Raw genomic sequence first — 21,668 nt, 5'->3', positions numbered from 1 at the left:
AGACTATACCTGTGATGATTTTAATTCATTTCTGCCGCGCCGGGCGGCTCTCTATACTGCACGCCTGTCTTCTTTTTCAGGAATACCGCTCATGGCCTTTGCGCCAGCTCGCGTGACGCCCTTCGTTATGCAACGTCTTCAGGTACCGGTTCAGGTCCTGATCTACGCCGGACTGTTCGTCTGCGCTGAATATTTAGTTAACTGGCTGCACCTGCCGCTTCCGGCGAATCTGGTGGGCATGCTGATGATGCTGGCGCTGATCGTCTGCCGGGTCATTCCTTTAAACTGGGTACGCGCCGGAGCCCGCTGGCTGCTGGCGGAGATGCTGCTGTTTTTCGTACCGGCGGTGGTGGCGGTCGTCAACTACGCGCAGCTGCTGATGGTTGATGGCTGGCGTATCTTTCTGGTGATTGGCTTGAGCACTACGATGGTGTTGGGCGCCACGGCATGGGTGGTTGATAAAGTGTATCGCTATGAAGTCAGCAGGATGAAACATGAGTGATTTTCAGCTGAGCCTCCTGTGCCTTCTTGTCACGCTGGGACTCTATTTTGCCAACAAGCGGCTTTATCGCCGCTTCCATAAACTGCCGCTGATGCCGCTGGTTTTCACCCCGATCCTGTTGGTCATGATGCTGGTATTCGGCCATATCTCTTATCAACGCTATATGGGGGAGACCCACTGGCTGCTGTGGCTGCTGGGCCCGGCGACGATCGCCTTTGCCGTGCCGGTATACGACAACCTGGCGATTATTAAGCGCCACTGGATGTCGCTGACGGCTGTCGTCACTACCGCCTCGGTTGTCGCGGTGACCAGTTCGGTGTGGCTGGCGCGATTATTTACCTTGCCTGATGAGATCCAGCGCAGCCTGGCGGTACGCTCCGTTACCACCCCCTTTGCGCTGGCGGCAGCCAAACCGCTGGGCGGCCAGCCAGATTTAGTCGCTCTGTTTGTCGTGGTCACCGGGGTATTCGGGATGGCGGTAGGGGATGTACTGTTTCTGCGTCTTTCTATTCGCGAAGGTATGGCAAAAGGGGCCGGATTGGGTGCCGCATCGCACGGCGCCGGTACCGCACGATCCTACGAGCTTGGCCCTCAGGAGGGCGTGGTCGCCAGCCTGGTGATGATGCTATCCGGAGTGGTGATGGTGCTGGCCGCGCCGCTGGTGAGATGGGCCATGTTCTGAACCCCTTTTTAATTAATCAACGCATACTCGCTAAGGTACTTTTCCATATCTCACGACTATTTATACTCATATGAATAGTCATTTCATCTTATCGAGATGAACGGTTAATTAAATATTCGTATTTGTAAGATAATCCGATGGTATCATAGGTTTTATCCTTATTTGTCCCCCTCTTAAATTGTAATTAAATGTTTCAATTTGAGGTTTTTTTGATATTAATGAAGAATGTGAATATGTGAAATGATATTTTTTATGAATAAGTTTAATGTTTAACGCTATGATTTTATTTGGTTATTTATAATATATATTTTGTATTGATTGGTTCAAAGTTATTATTCATTTGAGATGATTCATATATGGTTATTGAGAATAGTCTCGATTTTAGATACCTTATTGACGTGAGCTTTTATTATTGAATGGATTCATGTGGAACTAAAGCTCTTGTATTTATAGGTTAGTAATATTAAATGCAGGTTACTCACTCCCCATGCACATTATCGGCTTATAGTTTTAGCTGATGTCTGGCTTCATTCTCTAATAGACGCCATAAAACAATTGATGGATTGATTGTTAATCTTAATAAAAAGGGGAATACCAATGAACTTCAGTACCAAAACTCTTGCCAAAATATTAGCCTTATCTGCCGGCTGCGCTCTGGTTAATCTGTCTCAGGCCGCGAATACCATTACTTTTAAGGGTAAGGTCTCCGACACTACCTGTACAGCCACTATCGATAATGGCGTTTCGTCCATTGATATGGGGACCTCATCGGTAGCCGATCTGGATGCGAATATCTACGGTGCGGCGAAGAGTTTTTCTTTCACTTTAACCGGATGCCCTAAGACTACAGACGGCGGTACCAGTGTGGCCAAAGTGACGTTTGGTGGCGAAGCGGACACGACGAATAGCGATTACTTCAGGAACCAGGCGACAGACTCACCCGCTACCGGCGTTGCGGTGGCGATTTTTGACAACAAGGGTGCCCTGCTGAAGAACAATACGGAAGGTGCTGACGTCGATATTACCTCCGGCACCGCGACCATTCCTTTTACCGTCAAACTGGCTAAATCTGGCGCGGATGCTCCCACCAAAGGGGCGGTGCAGACAACCGTGACTTACAACGTTACCTACTATTAATTTAGCGTCATATAAACCGACAAAAGGGAAAGCTCGCCGCTTTCCCTTCCTGGACTCTACCATGAAAAAATTAGCTTACTTAATCTGTTTTTTTTCCTGCATGTCTGTTGCACAGGCCAGCGTGGTGGTGGGGGGCACGCGAGTCATATTCGATGGTACCCAAAAGGCGGCGACGGTCTCTGTGCAAAATAAGGATAACGTGACAAATATCGTACAGTCCTGGATCGCGGTTGTGGATGAGGCATCACCAGCAAAAGATTCCTTTATTACCACCCCTCCGCTGTTTCGCCTGAAGGCCGGCGAACAAGGGTTTGTCCGAATCCTCCGCTCAGGTAAACCGCTGCCCGAAGAGCGAGAGTCGATGTTTTGGCTGAATATTAAAGGTATTCCCGCTATGGATGGCGCGCCGGACAAAAACATGGTGCAGTTTGCCATTAACTCGCGGATTAAACTTATTTTTCGACCAGCGGCATTAAAAAATGCCATACCGGAAAAGTTTGCCGAAAAACTGCAGTGGTCTGCTGAAGGCAGAGATATTAAAGTTAAAAACCCCTCGCCATTATATATGAACTTTTCTGATATTACGGTTAATGGTAAGTCAGTTCCTGAAGCATGGTTTGTTGCGCCTTTTTCAACCATAAAAATACCGGTAGCAAACACATCTTCACCAGGGAAAAAGAAAATCACATGGAGCGTGATCAATGACTATGGAATGCCGGGACCAAAATATACCGCCATCATTCAATAACGTTGGACAGAATTTTACATTCCTGTTGAAACGTGGCTACGTTGCCATTATTTCCTGCTTTATCACTATTCCGTTACCCGCTATCGCAGGTGAGTATTTCAATCCTCACCTGCTGGAGGTCAATGAAACCGGTACAACGGCCGTCGACCTGAGCTATATTTCCCAGGAAACCGTCCCGCCGGGCGAATATAACCTTGATGTTTATATTAACGACGAATTTATTGCTTCCGAATCAATCAGCTTCACGCAACAGAGTGAAGATCGTGACGCTTCTTCACCCTGTATCAGCGTCGCGCATCTGAAAGCGTGGTCAATCAAAACGGAAAATTATCCCGAGCTCACGGTCGCGGGTTCCCGCTGTGCCCGACTATCCGCAATCCCTGGATGGGGAACCACGGTATTACTTTCACAACAGCGCGTTGATTTTAACGTGCCTCAGGTCGCGGTGATGCATCATCCGCGGGGATATGTCCCTGAAAGCCGGTGGCAACAGGGTATTACCGCGGGGCTACTTAACTATAATCTCTCCGGGCAAAAGACCGATCCGCGGCACGGCGGCGAAGCGACGTCCAGCCAGTTTGTGAGCCTGCAGCCGGGTTTAAACGTCGGGCCGTGGCGTTTACGGAACTACAGTACTCTCAACCATAATGATGACGGCAACCAGTGGGACTCGGTCTACAGCTATATTTCACGTGATATCCAGGCCCTGAAAGGCCAGCTGATCCTGGGCCAGACCTATACGTCATCAAGCGTGTTCGACAGTATTAGCTTCACCGGGCTACAGCTGAACTCAGATAAAGAGATGCTGCCGGATAGCATGAATGGTTTTGCGCCGGTCATTAAAGGTATCGCCCGCACCACCGCCGACGTGACGGTCTATCAGAACGGATACAGCATTTATAAAACAACGGTTCCCCCTGGCGCGTTTGAAATAAACGATCTTTACCCAACCGGGAGCGCGGGCGATCTGAATGTGACGGTAAAAGAGTCCGATGGCAGTGAACAGAGCTTTGTGGTGCCTTTTGCTTCGCTGGCGATTTTGCAGCGCGAGGGCCAGATAGATTACGCCCTGAGCAGCGGTAAAACGCGTTCGGGGAGTTCCGGCGGAAAAGAATATAGCTTCCTGCAATCTAACATTGCCTGGGGAGCATCGAGCAACGTCACGCTGTATAGCGGTTTTCAGCAGCTGGAGAACAAATACAGTAATGTTATCCTGGGCGCCGGGCTTAACCTGGGCACGATCGGCGCGCTCTCCCTCGATGCGTCCCAGTCCCGGGCGGATATAAAAGAGACGCCAACGTCGAATCACACGTCATCCAGCGAAGGGCAATCTTATCGCGTGCGCTTTAGCAAAGATATTCCGCAGACGGGAACCAACTTCTCCGTTGCCGGGTATCGTTATTCAACCCATGGCTATTATTCTCTGCAGAATTTTATTGATAGGTCGAATGCGCATAGCGGGTGCTGTTCATCAACGGGGCGGACTAAAGATCGTTTTGACGCTTCAGCCTCTCAGACTCTCTCAGGGTATGGTTCACTCTCCTTCTCTTTGGTCAGTGAATCTTATTGGGATAATTCACGCATGGAGTCGTTGGGCGTGACCTACAGCAATACCATTGGCCGCATTTCCTATTTCATTAACTATTCCTATAGTCGAAATGTCCAGAGTTCAGGCCAGAATAGCGATAGTTCTCAGATCAGCGATAACCTTATTTCACTCACGGTGAGCGTGCCTTTTGGTGCGGATATCTCGGCCAGCTACAATATGAACAGCAGCCGGATGGGCGACACGACCCATAGCCTGGGTTTAAGCGGTTCGGCTTTTGCGGACCGTTCTCTGAACTGGAATATGCAGGAGGGTTACAATGCCAGCGCTAAAAGGACTTCCGGCAACGTCAATCTCAACTATCAGGGTTCAAAAGGTGAAGTCACCGCGGGATACGGGTATGACAGCTATAGCGCCCACTATAATTACTCGCTACGCGGTGGGATGCTGGCCCATTCCAGTGGAATAACGCTGTCACGCTATCTGGGCGAAAGCGTTGCGCTGGTTGAAGCGCCTGGCGTCAGCAATATTGCGGTGCGCGGGCAGACTAACGTGATGACCGACTCTGCCGGATACGCCGTTGTACCCTTCGTACGACCCTACCATGAAAATAATCTCTCTCTTGATGAACAGCAGGTCTCGGGAGCGGAAATCGATAATATTGCCAAAACGGTGGTCCCGACGCGTAATGCGATTGTAAAAGTTAAATATAATACCTGGATTGGCTATAAAGCGATGATGACTTTGCGTTTCTCTAATAAAGAGGTCCCTTTTGGCGCCGTTATTACATTAGATGATGCAAGCCAGCAACCTCAAGAAAAACGCAGCACTATCGTAGGGGATTCCGGACAGGCCTATCTGACCGGGCTATCTGAAAAAGGCCGGTTATTTGTGAAGTGGGGTGATAGCAAAAATAGCCAATGCTATGTTAACTATGATTTATCCACCAATAAATCGGTTGATGATATCGTTTTTTATGCAGCGGATTGCCGATGATGAATAACTGGATGATTGCCTTGATACATAAATTAAGAATGGAATTAATGAGGGTAAATAATGGCGGGCGATTAATGAAATCGTTCGAGGTATTTATTATCACTATCGGACTTGCGTTGATGTTTGTAAGGCCAGCCTGGGCTTATGACGCCAATAGTACTGTTAATTTCAATATCACCGGTAAGATTGAAGAGCCCGTATGTGAGGTATCGGTAAAACCCTCCAGCGCTATCGATTTAGGAACGGTTTCCTATCAAAGTTTGAGCGGTAAACCGGGCGCGAGTAGCGCGGCTAAGATAGTTTCAATCGCCTTTGATAATTGCTCAAAGGGTACGGCGTCAGTGACGCTAATGTTTAGCGGTATTGTATTTGTTGGCAACGATATCAATGTATATATGAATGAGCTTTTTTCTGGTGCTCAGGACGTGTGGCTACAGTTGCAAAGCGCGGTGGACCAGAAAAACCTGGGACCAGGTGATAGCTATACCTATTTTTTCACTGATGGCGCTGAACATATTTTTAATATGATCGCAAGAATGTATACGCCGAATGGTCGGGTGACGGCGGGCAGTGTCTCCTATACGGTCACGTTCAATGTTGCCTATAAATGATCTATTTTCGCCAGGGAAGAACTATGAAGACGTTAATTTTATTGCTGCTGGCCTGCTTATTACCGGCTTACAGTTGGGCATGCCAAACGGGTGCAAACTCGGGCGATATCGCTTTAACTAATTTACCTCCACAGATACTGGTTAATGCCGGTAGCTACTCGGCGGGGACCATCCTTTATGATTCAGGGCAGATAACGCATCCAACCACCTCCATTACGGATTGTCGGGGTTGGTTATATGCACTGTTCGGATGGAGCTCGGGGAATGCGGGCACCTTAGTGGGGGATAACATCTACTCGACCTCCGTGCAGGGTATCGGTATTCGCGTCAAATTCTGGCTCAATATCACGGGTGAATATGGTGGTGATAACGATGATTTTAATGCTGACTACAGCGTTCATCATATCGGTGATGCAGACTTGTATCTGGGAAAACCTAATGGATCTTTTGATGACAAGGCAAGCACATATTATGCGCCAACGTACCAGGTCCAGCTTGTGGCAACGGGGGGAGCTATTGCCAGTAACAGCACGCTGATGCTGGCCGATCCGATTTCCACGGTTTCTATTCTGGATCTTGACGGAACGATGGCTATTTCCCAGCTGCACGTGACGGGCTCGACAAAAATCCAGCTGACCCCGATGGGGTGTTCGGTTGATTCGACCGCGCTGAATTTCCAAATGGGCTCAGTGAAAACAAGTGAGTTTAATCTTTCTAACAAAGCTGGCTCAGCTCAGCAAACGCTGACCCTAACCTGTGAGCCGGGAACATTCGTGGCGATGCGCGTTACGGCGCCAGAAGCGGAGGGTGATAATTCCGATCATACCGTTATTGCGTTAACGTCCGGCGAAAACGTAGCGACCGGCGTTGGAGTACAGCTGAATCTTTATAACACACCATTAATCGTGAATAATGCAATCTACAGGGTATTTTCAGAATCGAAAAGAACGACTGTGACCAACCCCGGCTCGGAGGCCAGCTATACAATATTCACCGATCCTGATAATCCCGGCGGGGCGGCGGCATCGAACGTCCTGACGTTTACCGCGAACTATTACAAAACCGGATCTAACGTGACGCCAGGCACCGCGAATGCGAGCGGAACGATAACCTTTATCTACCAATAAAATATTCCCCGACCGGCAGGCCGGGGAACGGGCAATGATTAATGCGCCTGGCCTTTCTCGATGCCGATACCGGTCTGCGAACGGATAAACTGAGCGCGGAACAGCTCGCGCTCGCGCGCGCCTTCCGCTGAGCTATCGGTGGCGGAGAAGAACCAGATACCGATAAAGGCCACGGCGATAGAGAACAGCGCCGGATATTCATACGGGAATATCGCCTTTTCGTGACCGAGGATCTGCACCCAGATGGTCGGGCCGAGGATCATCAGAATCACCGCGGTCAGCAGACCCAGCCAGCCGCCAATCATCGCCCCGCGGGTGGTCAGCTTCGACCAGTACATCGACAGCAGGATAATCGGGAAGTTACAGCTGGCGGCGATGGAGAACGCGAGGCCGACCATAAAGGCGATGTTCTGATTCTCGAACAGGATGCCCAGCAGAATCGCCACCACGCCGAGGATCAGCACGGTAATCTTCGACACCTTCAGCTCCTGACGCTCGGTCGCCCCTTTACGGAACACGTTCGCATACAGGTCGTGAGAGACCGCCGACGCGCCAGCCAGCGTCAAGCCAGCGACCACCGCCAGAATAGTGGCGAAGGCCACGGCGGAGATAAAGCCGAGGAACAGGTTACCGCCGACCGCGTCCGCCAGATGCACCGCCGCCATATTGTTACCGCCGATAAGCTGACCGGCCGCGTCTTTGAACGCCGGATTCGCCCCCACCAGCATGATGGCGCCGAAGCCGATGATAAAGGTCAGAATATAGAAGTAGCCCATAAAGCCGGTGGCGTAGAACACGCTCTTACGCGCTTCTTTGGCGTCGCTCACGGTGAAGAAGCGCATCAGAATATGCGGCAGACCCGCGGTGCCGAACATCAGCCCGAGGCCTAGCGATAGCGCCGATATCGGGTCTTTCACCAGTCCGCCGGGGCTCATAATCGCCGAGCCTTTCGGGTGGACCGCCATCGCTTCGGTGAACAGATTATTGAAGCTGAAGCCGACGTGCTTCATCACCATAAAGGCCATAAAGCTGGCGCCGAACAGCAGCAGGACGGCTTTGATAATCTGCACCCAGGTGGTGGCGAGCATGCCGCCAAAGAGGACGTAAAGCACCATCAGCACGCCGACCAGCACCACCGCAACGTGGTAGTTGAGGCCGAACAGCAGCTGGATAAGCTTACCCGCGCCGACCATCTGGGCTATCAAATAGAGCGCCACCACTACCAGCGAACCGCAGGCGGAGAGGGTGCGGATCGGCCCCTGCTTTAGACGATAGGACGCTACGTCGGCAAACGTGTAGCGGCCGAGGTTACGCAGGCGTTCGGCGATAAGAAACAGAATAATCGGCCAGCCGACGAGGAAACCGAGCGAGTAGATCAGCCCATCGTAGCCGGAGGTGTAAACCAGCGCGGAAATGCCGAGGAACGAGGCCGCCGACATAAAATCGCCGGCAATCGCCAGCCCGTTCTGGAAACCGGTGATATTGCCGCCCGCGGTGTAGTAATCGCTGCGCGAACGTACGCGTTTTGAGGCCCACCAGGTGATATAGAGCGTCAGGGCGACGAAAATCAGGAACATGATAATCGCCTGCCAGTTGGTCGGCTGGCGCTGTACCGCGCCGGTGAGAGCATCCGCGGCATTGACGGTCAACGGGAGCGTGGCGGCGAGCGCCGTCAGGACTTTCTTCATGATGCTTTTACCTCGCTGAGAACGCTTTTCGTCAGCCGATCAAATTCACCGTTTGCCCGCCAGACGTATATTCCGGTTAAGACGAAAGAGATAACGATCACGCCGATACCAATCGGAATACCCCGGGTGACGCTGGTTCCCGCATGCAGCGGCGTGCCCAGCCAGCCGGGGGCGAAGGCGATAAGCAGAATAAAGCCCACATAAATCACCAGCATAATCAGTGACAGGATGGCGGCAAACCTTTGCCGGGCTGCAACAAGCTCCTTAAAATGCGCACTATTTTCTATCCGCTGACAAATCTGTTCGTTCATCGTAGCGTCTCCAGAGGTTCCCTTTCGTCATTCACGCGCCGGTCGTCGGCAACACTCATCCGCCCGGCAGTTAACTGTCGGGAATCAGCCTGTTTACCGCTTTCCTGCTACCTGAAATCCTTGGGGAGTCGTAATTATATCCTCTCCCCTGGTGGGGAGAGGGTGTAGGGGATCGTTGGTTTACGATGGCATAGCGATGGCCTGCTTCTCTTCGAGCAGTTTTTCCACCACGCCAGGATCGGCAAGCGTTGAGGTATCGCCGAGGTTACTGGTATCGCCCGCGGCAATTTTGCGCAGAATGCGGCGCATGATTTTGCCCGAACGGGTTTTTGGTAACGAATCGGTCCAGTGCAGCACGTCCGGCGTCGCCAGCGGGCCAATCTCTTTACGTACCCAGTTGCGTACCTCGGCGTAGAGCTCCGGCGTCGGCTCTTCGCCATGGTTGAGGGTCACGTAGGCGTAGATGGCCTGGCCTTTGATGTTATGCGGAATGCCGACCACCGCCGCTTCGGCGATTTTCGGATGCGACACCAGCGCCGATTCAATTTCGGCGGTACCCAGACGGTGGCCGGAAACGTTCAGCACGTCATCGACGCGGCCGGTGATCCAGTAGTAGCCATCTTCGTCACGGCGCGCGCCGTCGCCGCTGAAGTACATATTTTTAAAGGTGGAGAAGTAGGTTTGTTCGAAGCGTTCGTGGTCGCCAAACAGCGTGCGCGCCTGGCCCGGCCAGGAATCGGCGATCGCCAGGTTCCCCTCGGTCGCGCCTTCCAGCGGCGCGCCTTCGTTATCCACCAGCACCGGCTGGACGCCGAAGAAGGGACGCGTGGCGGAACCGGCCTTCAGCTCAATAGCGCCGGGCAGCGGGGTGATCATAAAGCCGCCGGTTTCGGTCTGCCACCAGGTGTCCATCACCGGGCACTTCTCGTTGCCGATCTTCTTCCAGTACCACTCCCAGGCTTCCGGGTTAATCGGTTCGCCGACGGAGCCGAGAATGCGCAGGGAAGAGCGGTCGGTGCCTTCGATGGCCTTATCGCCCTCCGCCATCAGCGCGCGGATCGCCGTAGGGGCGGTATAAAGAATGTTGACCTGATGCTTATCGACCACCTGGCACATACGCGCCGGGGTCGGCCAGTTCGGTACGCCTTCGAACATCAGCGTCGTCGCGCCGCAGGCCAGCGGGCCGTAGAGCAGGTAGCTATGGCCGGTGACCCAACCGACGTCGGCGGTGCACCAGTAGATGTCGCCCGGATGATAGTCGAACACGTATTTAAAGGTTGACGCCGCATAGACCAGGTAGCCGCCGGTGGTGTGCAGCACGCCTTTTGGCTTACCGGTCGAACCGGAGGTATAAAGGATAAACAGCGGATCTTCGGCGTTCATCTCTTCGGGCTGGTGTTCCGCGCTGGCTTTCTCGATCAGATCGCTCCACCACAGGTCGCGGCCTTCCTGCCAGTCGATTTTGCCGCCGGTACGTTTGAACACCACCACGTTTTCGATGCTCTTCACGTTCGGATTTTTTAGCGCGTCGTCGACGTTCTTTTTCAGCGGGATAGCGCGGCCGGCGCGCAGCCCTTCATCCGAGGTGATCACCAGGCGAGAGTTGGAATCGATGATACGGCCGGCGACCGCCTCCGGCGAGAAGCCGCCGAAAATGACCGAATGGATAGCGCCGATACGCGCGCAGGCCAGCATGGCCACCGCCGCTTCCGGCACCATCGGCATATAGATAGCCACGACATCGCCCTTTTTAATGCCCAGATCGAGCAGGACGTTGGCAAAGCGGCAGACATCGCGATGTAGCTCGCGATAAGTGATGTTTTTGCTCTGGCTGGCATCGTCGCCTTCCCAGATGATGGCCGTCTGGTCGCCGCGCTCCGCCAGATGGCGATCGAGGCAGTTAGCGGCGAGGTTCAGCGTACCGTCTTCATACCACTTAATGGAAATATTGCCCGGCGCGAACGAGGTGTTTTTCACGCGCGTATAGGGTTTTATCCAGTCAAGGATTTTGCCCTGCTCGCCCCAGAAGGCGTCAGGTTCGGTGACGGACTGCTGATACTGCGCCTGGTACTGTTCCGGGTTAATCAGGCAACGTTCCGCAATATTAGCGGGAATAGAGTGTTTATGTATTTGGCTCATGGCTTTTTTTCTCCTGTAGGTTGTTAAATATATGTCAAATAAACGTTAATAGTAGGGGCTTTGGCGGCTTTGTTTGCTATTTGGGGGGCAGATCACGCAATAATTAAATTGAATGAAAAGCAATCAAATGAAACTTTGATATGAAATAATTTCTGAAGTGGATTTATAGAAAATGAATATATTAAATATTTTTTATAACAAATACTTATGCAACATAAGGTGGGGATATTAGCGGGTTTATGCATAAAACCAGAGTAAACCGCTGTTCTTAAAGACTTGCGCAGCATGCCGTGCAAATGATACTGATATTGCGCGTTAAATAACCCTATAAAGCAACGCAACACAATTCATACCCCTTTCAGTGGGTGCCATTACCTCCCGGAATGGCGCTTTTCATCGAGGAAGTCTGTAGTGAAGAAAAAAACAAAAGTCAGCCTGGCCTGGCAAATTTTGCTGGCTCTGGTGCTGGGCATACTTCTGGGCAGTTACCTGCATTACCATGCCGAAAGCCGTGACTGGTTAATCTCAAACCTGCTGACTCCGGCAGGCGATATCTTTATCCATCTGATTAAAATGATCGTCGTACCGATCGTCATCTCGACCCTGGTGGTCGGTATTGCGGGCGTGGGCGATGCGAAGCAGCTGGGCCGTATCGGCGCGAAGACCATTATCTATTTTGAAGTGATCACCACGGTGGCGATCGTGCTGGGGATTACCCTGGCTAACGTCTTCCAGCCGGGGAGCGGAATCGATATGTCGCAGCTGGCGGCGGTGGATATTTCGAAATATCAAAACACCACGGCGGAAGTGCAGAGCCACGCGCATGGCCTGATGGGCACGATCCTCTCGCTGGTCCCGACCAATATCGTGGCCTCGATGGCGAAAGGCGACATGCTGCCGATCATCTTCTTCTCGGTGCTGTTTGGTCTGGGCCTCTCCTCGCTGCCCGCCACCCATCGCGAACCGCTGGTAACGGTGTTCCGCTCTATTTCAGAAACCATGTTCAAAGTGACGCACATGGTCATGCGCTATGCGCCGGTGGGCGTGTTCGCGCTGATTTCGGTGACCGTGGCGACCTTCGGCTTCGCCTCGCTGTGGCCGCTGGCTAAGCTGGTGATTCTGGTTTATTTCGCCATTCTGTTCTTTGCGCTGGTGGTATTAGGCATCGTGGCGCGGGTGTGCGGGCTGAGCATCTGGACCCTGATCCGCATTCTGAAGGATGAGCTGATTCTGGCCTACTCTACCGCCAGCTCCGAGAGCGTGCTGCCGCGGATTATTGAGAAGATGGAAGCCTATGGCGCGCCGGCATCAATCACCAGCTTCGTGGTGCCGACCGGCTACTCCTTTAACCTCGATGGTTCAACGCTGTATCAGAGCATTGCGGCGATCTTTATTGCCCAGCTGTACGGTATCGACCTCTCCATCTGGCAGGAAATTACCCTTGTGCTGACGCTGATGGTGACGTCGAAAGGGATTGCCGGCGTACCGGGCGTCTCCTTCGTGGTGCTGCTGGCGACGCTGGGCAGCGTGGGCATTCCGCTGGAAGGTCTGGCGTTTATCGCTGGCGTTGACCGTATCCTCGATATGGCGCGTACCGCGCTGAACGTGGTGGGCAACGCGCTGGCGGTGCTGGTGATCGCCAAATGGGAACACAAGTTTGACCGCAAAAAAGCGCTGGCGTACGAGCGTGAAGTGCTGGGAAAATTTGATAAAACGGCGCAATAAAACAGAAAGCCCGGTGACATCGCACCGGGCTTTTTCTTATCTTTTACTGATCCTGTCGAACTCTTCACAGCCGGTATCAAACCCCTCCTGACAGCTGACGTTGAGCCAGTGCAGCGCTTTCTGCTTGTTGGGTTCGATAAAGCCTTTTTCTCCCTGCTGGAAAAGCATCCCGGCCCAGTATTCAGCGTAGCCGGTGCGGGAGAGGGCAGAGCTCTCTTTAAAATACTGCGTCGCCTTTACGTCATCTTCCGGGGGATGAACGCCGCTGGCGTAGATAAGCCCCAGCAGCATCTGGGCGTCGACGGCTGAATCGCTTTCCGGATCCTGGGCGGCATGCTGTAACAGGGAGATGGCGTGCGGATAGTTCGGCGTACCGGCCTGCTGGTTCACCAGCACCCGGGCGAGGACTATTTCTCCCGCCCTGCTGCCGGTCTGCACCGACTTTTCCGCCAGCGCTTTCGCCTGGCGGTAGTCGGCCTGCTGCGGATTGCGGATTTTGAGCTGAGCCAGCAGCGCCAGCGCATCGCCGTCGCCCTTGTCTGCCGCTTTCTGCGCCCAGTATTCAGCCTGCGGAAAATCGCCGAAGCTGACGTAAGTGTCGGCCAGGTAGTACTGCGCGCGCGGGTCGCCCGCTTCGGCCAGCGGTTTGTACTGGCTGCCGGGTTCCATGGCGCCTGCGGCGACGCTTGCCATCACCAGCAGTAAATAGAGGTATTTCATTTTTTATTATCGGTAGAGGACATAGCGAGCAGTATAAAGGCAGGTGAAGGAGAAGAAAACGACGGGAACGAGTGGGGGATATGAACGTTTTACTCGAACCATCGTGCCGTCTGTTTCCCGGGTTGCGGCGTAAATTTCTTGCCCGGGCTACGGATTGTGTAGCCCGGACAGGTGCGAAGCACCGCCTCCGGGGAGGCGGCCTGATTAGCCCATCGCGCTTTCGCGCAGGCGGGTTTTCAGCTTATTGTACTCGTCAATTACGTACTGCTCGGCGGCCCGCTGGTCGGCAATCGGCTCAACGTTGACGGCGCAGTACTTGTACTCCGGCGTTTTGGTTATCGGGCTCAGGTTCTCGGAAACCAGCTCGTTACAGGCGCCAATCCACCACTGGTAGGTCATATAGACCGCCCCTTTATTCGGACGATCGCTGACCTGCGCGCGGGTGATAATACGGCCCTTACGCGAGTTCACCCACACCAGCGCCTCATCCTCAATGCCCAGACGTTCGGCATCAGCGGTATTGATCTGCGCATAGCCCGGTTCATCCGCCAGCGCGGCCAGCGCCGCACAGTTGCCGGTCATCGAACGGCACGAGTAGTGGCCGACTTCGCGCACCGTCGACAGCACCATCGGGTATTCGTCGGTGAGCTTATCAATCGGCGCGACCCAGTCGCAGGTGAAGAACTGCGCCAGACCGTTCGGGGTATCGAACTTCTCTTTAAACAGATAAGAGGTCCCCTGGTCGGCGTCGGACTCATCGCGGCACGGCCACATGACGTAGCCCAGCTCGCCCATTTTCTCGTAGGTGGCGCCGTAGAAATCCGGGCACAGATGACGCAACTCGTCCCAGATTTCCTGAGTGTTGTTGTAGTGCATCTTGTAACCCATCCGGGTGGCGATTTCGCTGATGATCTGCCAGTCGGTTTTCAGGTCCCACTTCGGCTCTACCGCTTTAAAGAAGCGCTGGAAGCCGCGGTCCGCTGCGGTATAAACGCCTTCGTGCTCGCCCCACGAGGTGGAGGGCAGGATAACGTCGGCCGCTGAGGCGGTTTTGGTCATGAAAATATCCTGGACGATAACCAGTTCCAGATCGTCGAAAGCCTTACGCACGGCGGACAGCTCGGCGTCGGTCTGGAGCGGATCTTCCCCCATGATGTACGCCGCCCGCACTTCGCCATGCGCCGCGCGGTGCGGCAGCTCGCTGATGCGGTAGCCGGTGTGCGCCGGCAGGCTGTCGACGCCCCAGGCTTTGGCGAACTTCTCGCGGTTTTCCGGGAATTTAACGTACTGATAGCCCGGATAGGTATCCGGCAGCGCGCCCATGTCGCAGGCGCCCTGAACGTTGTTCTGGCCGCGCACCGGGTTGACGCCGACGCTCGGCTTGCCGAGGTTGCCGGTGAGGATCGCCAGGCTGGTCAGCGAACGTACGGTCTCTACGCCCTGGTAGAACTGGGTGACGCCCATGCCCCACAGGATGGCGGCGGATTTCGCGCTGGCGTACATGCGGGCGCAGGCGCGGATCTCCTGGGCACTCACGCCGGTAATCTCTTCCACCGACTCCGGCGTATAGCCTTCGACGATTTTGCGATACTCTTCGAAGCCTTCGGAACGGCTGGCGACGAAGGATTTATCGTAGAGATCCTCTTCGATGATCACGTGCCCAATAGCGTTGAGCAGCGCGATATTCGAGCCGTTCTTCAGCGCAATGTGCATATCGGCGATGCGCGCGGTTTCGATTTTACGCGGATCGCAGACGATGATTTTCGCCCCATTGCGTTTGGCGTTAATCACGTGATTCGCCACAATAGGGTGTGAATCTGCCGGGTTATACCCGAAGATAAACACGAGATCGGTGTTGTCGATCTCGGTGATGGCATTACTCATAGCGCCGTTACCGACCGATTGGTGCAGACCTGCAACCGATGGGCCGTGTCAGACGCGTGCGCAGCAGTCGACGTTATTGGTACCAATAACGGCGCGCGCGAATTTTTGCATCACATAGTTGGTTTCGTTACCCGTCCCGCGGGACGAACCGGTAGTCTGAATCGCGTCCGGGCCATACTTCTCTTTAATGGCGCTGAGGCGAGTGGCGACGTAATCGAGCGCCTCATCCCAGGAGACGGATTCCAGCTTGCCGCCGCGCTGGCGACGGATCATCGGGGTTTTCAGGCGCGGGGTAAGGATCTGGGTATCGTTAATGAAGTCCCAGCCATAATAGCCTTTCAGACACAGGGTTCCCTGGTTGGTTTTCCCCTGTGCCGCCTCCGCCCGAACGATTTTGCCGTTATCGACCACCAGGTTGATTTTGCAACCTGATGCGCAATACGGGCAAACCGTGACGACTTTTTTCATCGGTCTTGCTCCAGTTAATCAATTGGCGCATACGCGCTATCGCGCCGTCACTATGCATCTTCTATGCCATGTTTTCACTGTGGGTATTGACTGATGATACGTCGTTTTTTTGGGCGAAATGCTGACGAAAAACAGGCTATCGTCAGTTTTGACGTGTCGACGCGGGCGCCTGTGACGCGGCCGGGTAGCCCGGCCAGGCGCGCAGCACCGCCGCCGGGGATGTGGGAAGAGGCAGGTCCGGGCTTATGGGCGTTACCCCGGTCAGGTTAAATACCGGCTTCTCGCCAGCGCCGCCGCGCCCTGAGCGCCGTTAAACGCGGAAGAGGAGGCGGCGATAAAGCGTACGGCCTGATACGGCAGCGGACGGCGGACGTAGGTTTTGACCATGGCGATGACGGCGTCACGCGGGAAGGCGGGCATATCCATCACGCCGCCGCCGAGGATCACCGCATCGGGGTCGAACAGGTTGATGCTGGTGGCGATGGCGCGGGCGGCGTGGTTTAGCAGCTGCTGCACAAACGGCTCCCGCGCGGCGTGAACGAACAGCTCGCCCAGTTCATAGGCGCGCGGCTGCTGTTCATACCAGCGCTTTAGCGCAATCCCGGAGCAGACGGTTTCCAGACAGGCGGGGTTGCCGCAGGCGCAGGTGAGGGCGTCATCGCCCTGCGGAATATGCCCCAGCTCGCCCGCCACGCCGTGGGCGCCGGTCCACGGTCCGCCGTTCAGCCAGACCGCGAAGCCCATACCGGTGCCAAGATAGGCCGCCAGCACCTCCTGCTCCTGCAGGCCGTTCTGCTGCACATCAAAAGAGAGCTGCAGATTCACATCGCGGGAAAACTCCACCGGGCAGCCCAGCGCCGCTTCCAGCCGGTCGGCCAGGTTATACAGGTCGTCGGCGGCCAGCGGCAGATTGGGCGTTGAGATAATCGTCCGCTTGTCTTTTGCCACCAGCGCCGGAAACCCCATCACCAGCCCGCAGCAGTGGGCGTCGTGCTGGGTCAGCTGCTGCTGCAGCAGGTTTTTAATACCGTTGACCAGGCCGTCGGCGCTAATCACGTCGGCGGTGCGCCGCTTTTCGCAGTGCAACGCTTCGCCCTGCGCCTTTTGCAGGCAAAGCCGGATATGGGTCGCGCCCATATCCACGCCCGCGACGACGTTACGCTGTTTTTGCATGAGGCATTACCTCGCGTTTTGCCGTCAGGATCTGCTCTGCCATGATCTGCCACGCGTCTTCTATCTTATCGGCGTGATTGAAGAGGCCTGATGTGCCGACGATAAAGACGTCCGCGCCCGCCGCCATCAGTTTTTGATAGGTGGCTTTATTGCAGGAGCCGTCGATTTCGATCTCGTAGCTCAGCCCCTCGCGCTCGCGCCAGGCTTTCAGTTCGGCGATTTTTTCCAGCATCTCCGGGATAAACGGCTGCCCGGCGAAGCCCGGATCGACGGTCATCACCGTGATTTTGTCGGCTTTATGAATGTAGTACTTCATGGTCTCAACCGGGGTTTCCGGGTTAAGGATCAGTCCGACCTTCATGCCTTGGCGACGGATCTCTTCGATCAGGCGGAAGGCCTGGCCGTTAATCGTTTCCGGATGCAGGGTGATAAAATCCGCCCCCGCCTGCGCCAGCTGGCTAATGTAGTCCTGCGGGCGGGTGACCATCAGATGGCAGTCCAGCGGTTTGCTGGCCAGCTTTTTGACCTGGCTGACGAAAAACGGCGACAGGGTCAGGTTTGGTACAAAATGACCGTCCATAATGTCGATGTGAAAATAGTCTGCGTGCTGGTCGATAAACTCGATCTGTTCTTTGAATTTCAGCAGATCCATACACATTAAAGAGGGAGCAATTTTCATGATAAATTCCTTACTTACTGATAAGACGGTCGAGGGCGACAGCCGCGATGATTAATCCGCCCATTACCACCAGCTGGTAGTAGGTTTGTACTTGCAGGATGTTCAGTCCGTTGTTGATAGTGCCGATAATCAGGCCGCCGATGACCACCGAGAAGATGCGTCCTTTACCGCCGAAGAAGCTGGTGCCGCCAATGATGGCGCTGGCGATGGCGTAGGTTTCAAAGCCCATGCCGGCCAGCGGTTCCGCCGCCCCGAGGCGGGCGGTGGAGACCACGCCCGCCAGCCCGGCGCAAACGCCGGAAATGATGAACACCAGCAGCATGTGGAACTTGACGTCGATGCCGGAGTAGAAAGCGGAGTGCTTGTTACCGCCCAGCGCGTAGATGTTGCGGCCCACGCGCATACGGGTGGTCAGGAACCACAGGATCACCGTCACAATCAGCGAGAAGATCACCGGAACCGGAATGCCCAGCGGCGTGGCGGCGAAAAAGTTAACGAAATCAAAAGAAAACCCGTACACCGAGTTGGCATCAGAGATCACCAGCGTAATACCGCGGAAGATGGCGTTGGTGCCGAGGGTAATAATGAACGGATGCAGGCCGGTCCAGTTGACCAGGCAGCCGTTGATGGCCCCCAGCGCGCCGCCGACCAGCACGCCGCCAATCAGCGCCGCGAGGAACGGGTCGACGCCCGCCAGCATCAGCTTCGCGGTGACCATCCCGGAGAGCGCGAGGATCGCCCCGACCGACAGGTCGATCCCGGCGACGAGGATCGCGAAGAACTCGCCCATGCCGATCAGGACGGTGACCGAGCTCTGGACGAAGATCTGCGTAATATTGTTGGTCGTCAGGAAGTACTCTGACGACAGGGTGCCGAAGATGGCGACGATGATGGCGAGAATAAAAAAGGTGCCGTATTTATCCCAGAACAGCGCGAAGTTAAACGGTTTTTTCTCGCCCATCTCGCCTTTCACTCTTGTGGTAGTGCCCATGCCATAATCTCCTCTTCGCTCATGTCGTCGCGATTGGTCAGGATTTGCGTCAGTCGCCCTTCGCAGAACACGGCAATGCGGTCGCAGACGGCGATAATTTCAGGTAGTTCGGACGACACCATCAGGATGACTTTTCCGTCATCGGCCAGCTGGCGCATCACTTTATAAATTTCGGCTTTTGCGCCCACGTCGATACCGCGCGTCGGCTCGTCAAAAATGATCACTTCGGGGCTGCAGCATAGCCATTTGGAAATCAGCACCTTCTGCTGGTTGCCGCCGGAGAGCTCGGTGATGTTCTGATCGACCGAATGGCACTTCAGCGCCAGCAGCTTGCGCTGCTCCTCCGCCGTTCTGCGTTCGTCGCCTTCGCGGAACAGCCCCATGGCCCCTTTGTAGCCGCCGCGCTTCAGGCTCTGGCTGACCGCCATATTCTGGGCGATGGAAAAATTGGGGAAAAAGCCGTTTTCCCGGCGGCTTTCGGTGATATACCCCATGCCTTTCTTTAAGGCGTCGAGCGGCGAGCGGGGCGAGATCGCGTTGCCGTTGAGGTATATTTCACCGCTGCTACGCTTATCGACTCCAAACAGGCAGTCCATCAGCTCGGTGCGCCCGGAGCCGACCAGCCCGGCAAAGCCGAGAATTTCGCCGCGATTCACGCTAAATGAGATATCGCGTACCTTTTTCTTGTCATGGCTGGTGACGTTTTTCACTTCGAACACCGTCTCGCGGGCGGTGTTGCCGGTGCTCTCTTTCATGGCGTTGAAGCGGTTTTGCAGCTCGCGGCCGACCATCAGGCGTACGATGTCGTCGTTATTCACTTCGCTGACCTTCCCGCTGCAGACGCTGCTGCCGTCTTTCATCACCGTGTAGCGGTCGCAGATGCGTCGTATTTCCGCCAGCTTGTGCGAGATATAAACAATGGCGGTGCCCTCTTTACGCAGCTGGTTCATGATCAGGAACAGATAGTCCACCTCTTTATTGGTCAGCGAGGAGGTCGGTTCATCCATGATCAGCACTTTAGCGTCGAGCATCAGCGTCTTGGCGATCTCCAGCATCTGCTTGTGGCTGATGGAGAGATTCGCCACCTTTTCGTCTAAATCGATCTTCAGCCCGACGCGCAGCAGCATCATCGCCGCCCGTACGCGCATTTCCTTCCAGTCGATAACGTTGACGCCGCAGACTTTTTTCGTCAGATGGCGGCCAATATATAAATTCTCCAGCACCGTTAATTCATCAATGACGCTGAGCTCCTGGTAAATAATACCAATGCCGAGCTGGGCCGCTAATTTATGGTCAAGCTTGTGGTAGTTAACGTTATTAATCGTAATGGTGCCTTTGGTCGGTTCATGTATTCCCGACAATACTTTCATCAGCGTTGATTTACCGGCACCGTTTTCCCCTAGTAAAGCATGTATTTCATGGGGGTAAATAGTTAAATCAACCGATTTTAATGCGTGAACCGGGCCAAAGGATTTGCCGATCCCCGCCATTGAAATATATGGCGTGAGCATAGAAAATTTCCTTTATTACCGCTGCGTGATTTCCCCTCTTCCAAAGAAAGAGGGGATGCACAGACCTATTTCGTCACCAGAATGGAATCCACTAGCGTAAACTGCGGGGCTTTATCCAGCGGGATGACTTTGCCGCTCTTCTCGGCGTCGACCATCAGCTTAAGACCCGTAGCGCCAATATCCGCCGGGTTCTGCGCGATAGTGGCGGTCATTTGCCCGGCTTCGACCATTTTGCGCGCTTCCGGAATACCGTCGGTACCCACCACCAGCACCTTGCCGGTTTTGCCGGCGTTCGCGACGGCCTGGGCGACGCCCATTGCCATGGTGTCGTTGGCGCAGTAAATCGCTTTAACGTTCGGGTTACGCTGCAGCACGTTCGTGGCGACGTCCAGCGCTTTGATGCGGTCCCAGTCGGCAGGCTGGCTGGCCACCAGCTTGATCTGGCTCGCTTTTTTGAAGGCTTCGGTGGCGCCGCTGCGGCGAGCTTCGCCTGAGGCGTTACCGGCTTTGCCTTCGATAATAGCGACTTCGCCGCCTTCCGCGCCGAGCTTGTCGATAATAAAAGCCGCGCCTTTCGCCCCCACCGCCACGTTATCGGTGGTGACAAAACCTTCTACGTTGCCGCCGGCTTTCTTCAGGTTATCCATATCGATTTTTTCATCGAGGTTGACCAGAAAGATGCCCTTTTTCCACGCTTTGGCTACCGGCATGACCAGGTTTACCGAGGAGAGCGGCGCAAAGGCGATACCTTTGTAGTTTTTGTTGCTCAGGTCTTCAAACAGCTGCAGCTGCGACTGAAAATCCCCTTCGGAAGGCGAGGCAAAAATATCGATGCTTACGCCCAGCGTTTTGGCTTCGTCCTCAATACCCTTTTTCATATCCACCCAAAATGGATTGGATAAGGTTTTTAATACCACAGCATAATCGGCGGCGGCAAAGGCGCTGGTGGATAACATTACGCCCATGAGCGTGCCGCTGAAAAGTTTCAGATATTTATTCATGGCAGTATTCTCAGTGTAGGATACAGTTA

The 21,668-nt window shown here is 54.4% G+C and carries 18 protein-coding genes; 8 read left to right on the top strand and 10 right to left on the bottom strand.

Annotation, left to right across the window (positions count from 1 at the left end; genetic code table 11):
- The first annotated feature begins 91 nt into the window (after positions 1 to 91).
- From ABLV30_RS20905 to ABLV30_RS20875, 7 genes are all read left to right on the top strand, one after another.
- On the top strand, positions 92 to 502 hold the full coding sequence (locus ABLV30_RS20905; protein ID WP_004097823.1) for a CidA/LrgA family protein: 411 nt from the start codon (positions 92 to 94) through the stop codon (positions 500 to 502).
- Positions 495 to 1,184 carry an LrgB family protein gene (locus ABLV30_RS20900; RefSeq protein WP_348865657.1) on the top strand — a complete coding sequence of 230 codons (690 nt, stop codon included), beginning with the start codon at positions 495 to 497 and terminating at the stop codon, positions 1,182 to 1,184. The genes ABLV30_RS20905 and ABLV30_RS20900 overlap by 8 nt, the downstream gene beginning before the upstream one ends.
- Positions 1,185 to 1,781: 597 nt before the next feature.
- Positions 1,782 to 2,321: a fimbrial protein gene (locus tag ABLV30_RS20895; protein WP_032747511.1), complete on the top strand. Its 540-nt coding sequence runs from the start codon at positions 1,782 to 1,784 to the stop codon at positions 2,319 to 2,321.
- 61 nt (positions 2,322 to 2,382) lie between these two features.
- On the top strand, positions 2,383 to 3,069 hold the full coding sequence (locus tag ABLV30_RS20890; RefSeq protein WP_348865656.1) for a fimbrial assembly chaperone: 687 nt from the start codon (positions 2,383 to 2,385) through the stop codon (positions 3,067 to 3,069).
- Positions 3,023 to 5,611, top strand: coding sequence for a fimbria/pilus outer membrane usher protein (locus ABLV30_RS20885; RefSeq protein WP_265800791.1), 2,589 nt, complete (start codon positions 3,023 to 3,025; stop codon positions 5,609 to 5,611). Before ABLV30_RS20890 ends, ABLV30_RS20885 begins: the two co-directional genes overlap by 47 nt.
- Complete coding sequence (locus ABLV30_RS20880) at positions 5,608 to 6,222, top strand: fimbrial protein (protein ID WP_265800793.1); 615 nt, start codon at positions 5,608 to 5,610, stop codon at positions 6,220 to 6,222. Before ABLV30_RS20885 ends, ABLV30_RS20880 begins: the two co-directional genes overlap by 4 nt.
- Positions 6,223 to 6,245: 23 nt before the next feature.
- Positions 6,246 to 7,349 (top strand): type 1 fimbrial protein, encoded by a 1,104-nt coding sequence (locus ABLV30_RS20875; protein WP_348865655.1) that lies wholly within the window; start codon positions 6,246 to 6,248, stop codon positions 7,347 to 7,349.
- A 38-nt stretch (positions 7,350 to 7,387) separates the two neighbouring features.
- On the opposite strand, the gene actP is transcribed toward ABLV30_RS20875, so the two are convergent.
- The 3 genes from actP to acs form a co-directional block, all read right to left on the bottom strand.
- The gene (gene actP, locus ABLV30_RS20870; protein ID WP_014227565.1) at positions 7,388 to 9,037 is read right to left on the bottom strand and encodes a cation/acetate symporter ActP; all 1,650 of its coding nucleotides are present in this window, start codon (positions 9,035 to 9,037) and stop codon (positions 7,388 to 7,390) included.
- The gene (locus ABLV30_RS20865; RefSeq protein WP_025107683.1) at positions 9,034 to 9,348 is read right to left on the bottom strand and encodes a DUF485 domain-containing protein; all 315 of its coding nucleotides are present in this window, start codon (positions 9,346 to 9,348) and stop codon (positions 9,034 to 9,036) included. The genes actP and ABLV30_RS20865 overlap by 4 nt, the downstream gene beginning before the upstream one ends.
- A gap of 180 nt (positions 9,349 to 9,528) precedes the next feature.
- Complete coding sequence (gene acs / locus ABLV30_RS20860; RefSeq protein ID WP_047724829.1) at positions 9,529 to 11,487, bottom strand: acetate--CoA ligase; 1,959 nt, start codon at positions 11,485 to 11,487, stop codon at positions 9,529 to 9,531.
- Positions 11,488 to 11,898: 411 nt separating this feature from the next.
- Between acs and gltP the strand changes: the two genes are divergently transcribed.
- Positions 11,899 to 13,212 carry a glutamate/aspartate:proton symporter GltP gene (gltP, locus tag ABLV30_RS20855; protein WP_004109428.1) on the top strand — a complete coding sequence of 438 codons (1,314 nt, stop codon included), beginning with the start codon at positions 11,899 to 11,901 and terminating at the stop codon, positions 13,210 to 13,212.
- Between the two features lie 36 nt (positions 13,213 to 13,248).
- Here gltP and ABLV30_RS20850 read toward each other — a convergent pair whose 3' ends face one another.
- The 7 genes from ABLV30_RS20850 to alsB all read right to left on the bottom strand — a co-directional run bounded on the left by ABLV30_RS20850 (position 13,249) and on the right by alsB (position 21,639).
- Entirely contained in the window at positions 13,249 to 13,932 is a 684-nt protein-coding gene (locus ABLV30_RS20850) for a tetratricopeptide repeat protein (RefSeq protein ID WP_014837150.1), read from the bottom strand.
- A gap of 204 nt (positions 13,933 to 14,136) precedes the next feature.
- On the bottom strand, positions 14,137 to 16,284 hold the full coding sequence (fdhF, locus tag ABLV30_RS20845; protein ID WP_077598876.1) for a formate dehydrogenase subunit alpha: 2,148 nt from the start codon (positions 16,282 to 16,284) through the stop codon (positions 14,137 to 14,139).
- A gap of 261 nt (positions 16,285 to 16,545) precedes the next feature.
- Positions 16,546 to 17,457, bottom strand: a complete 912-nt coding sequence (alsK, locus tag ABLV30_RS20840; RefSeq protein ID WP_265800796.1) for an allose kinase — start codon at positions 17,455 to 17,457, stop codon at positions 16,546 to 16,548.
- Positions 17,441 to 18,136: a D-allulose 6-phosphate 3-epimerase gene (gene alsE / locus ABLV30_RS20835; protein ID WP_187228788.1), complete on the bottom strand. Its 696-nt coding sequence runs from the start codon at positions 18,134 to 18,136 to the stop codon at positions 17,441 to 17,443. The genes alsK and alsE overlap by 17 nt, the downstream gene beginning before the upstream one ends.
- A gap of 10 nt (positions 18,137 to 18,146) precedes the next feature.
- Complete coding sequence (gene alsC / locus ABLV30_RS20830; protein ID WP_348865654.1) at positions 18,147 to 19,127, bottom strand: D-allose ABC transporter permease; 981 nt, start codon at positions 19,125 to 19,127, stop codon at positions 18,147 to 18,149.
- Positions 19,106 to 20,638 carry a D-allose ABC transporter ATP-binding protein AlsA gene (gene alsA, locus ABLV30_RS20825; RefSeq protein ID WP_265800797.1) on the bottom strand — a complete coding sequence of 511 codons (1,533 nt, stop codon included), beginning with the start codon at positions 20,636 to 20,638 and terminating at the stop codon, positions 19,106 to 19,108. The genes alsC and alsA overlap by 22 nt, the downstream gene beginning before the upstream one ends.
- Positions 20,639 to 20,703: 65 nt before the next feature.
- Positions 20,704 to 21,639 (bottom strand): D-allose transporter substrate-binding protein, encoded by a 936-nt coding sequence (gene alsB / locus ABLV30_RS20820; RefSeq protein ID WP_348865653.1) that lies wholly within the window; start codon positions 21,637 to 21,639, stop codon positions 20,704 to 20,706.
- Between the last annotated feature and the right edge of the window lie 29 nt (positions 21,640 to 21,668).

It is taken from the genome of Klebsiella sp. CN_Kp113, from assembly GCF_040064585.1.
Taxonomy (GTDB): Bacteria; Pseudomonadota; Gammaproteobacteria; order Enterobacterales; family Enterobacteriaceae; genus Klebsiella; species Klebsiella michiganensis.
The sequence above is the reverse complement of the archived record's forward strand: the minus strand, read 5'-3'. Positions and strand labels throughout refer to the sequence as shown.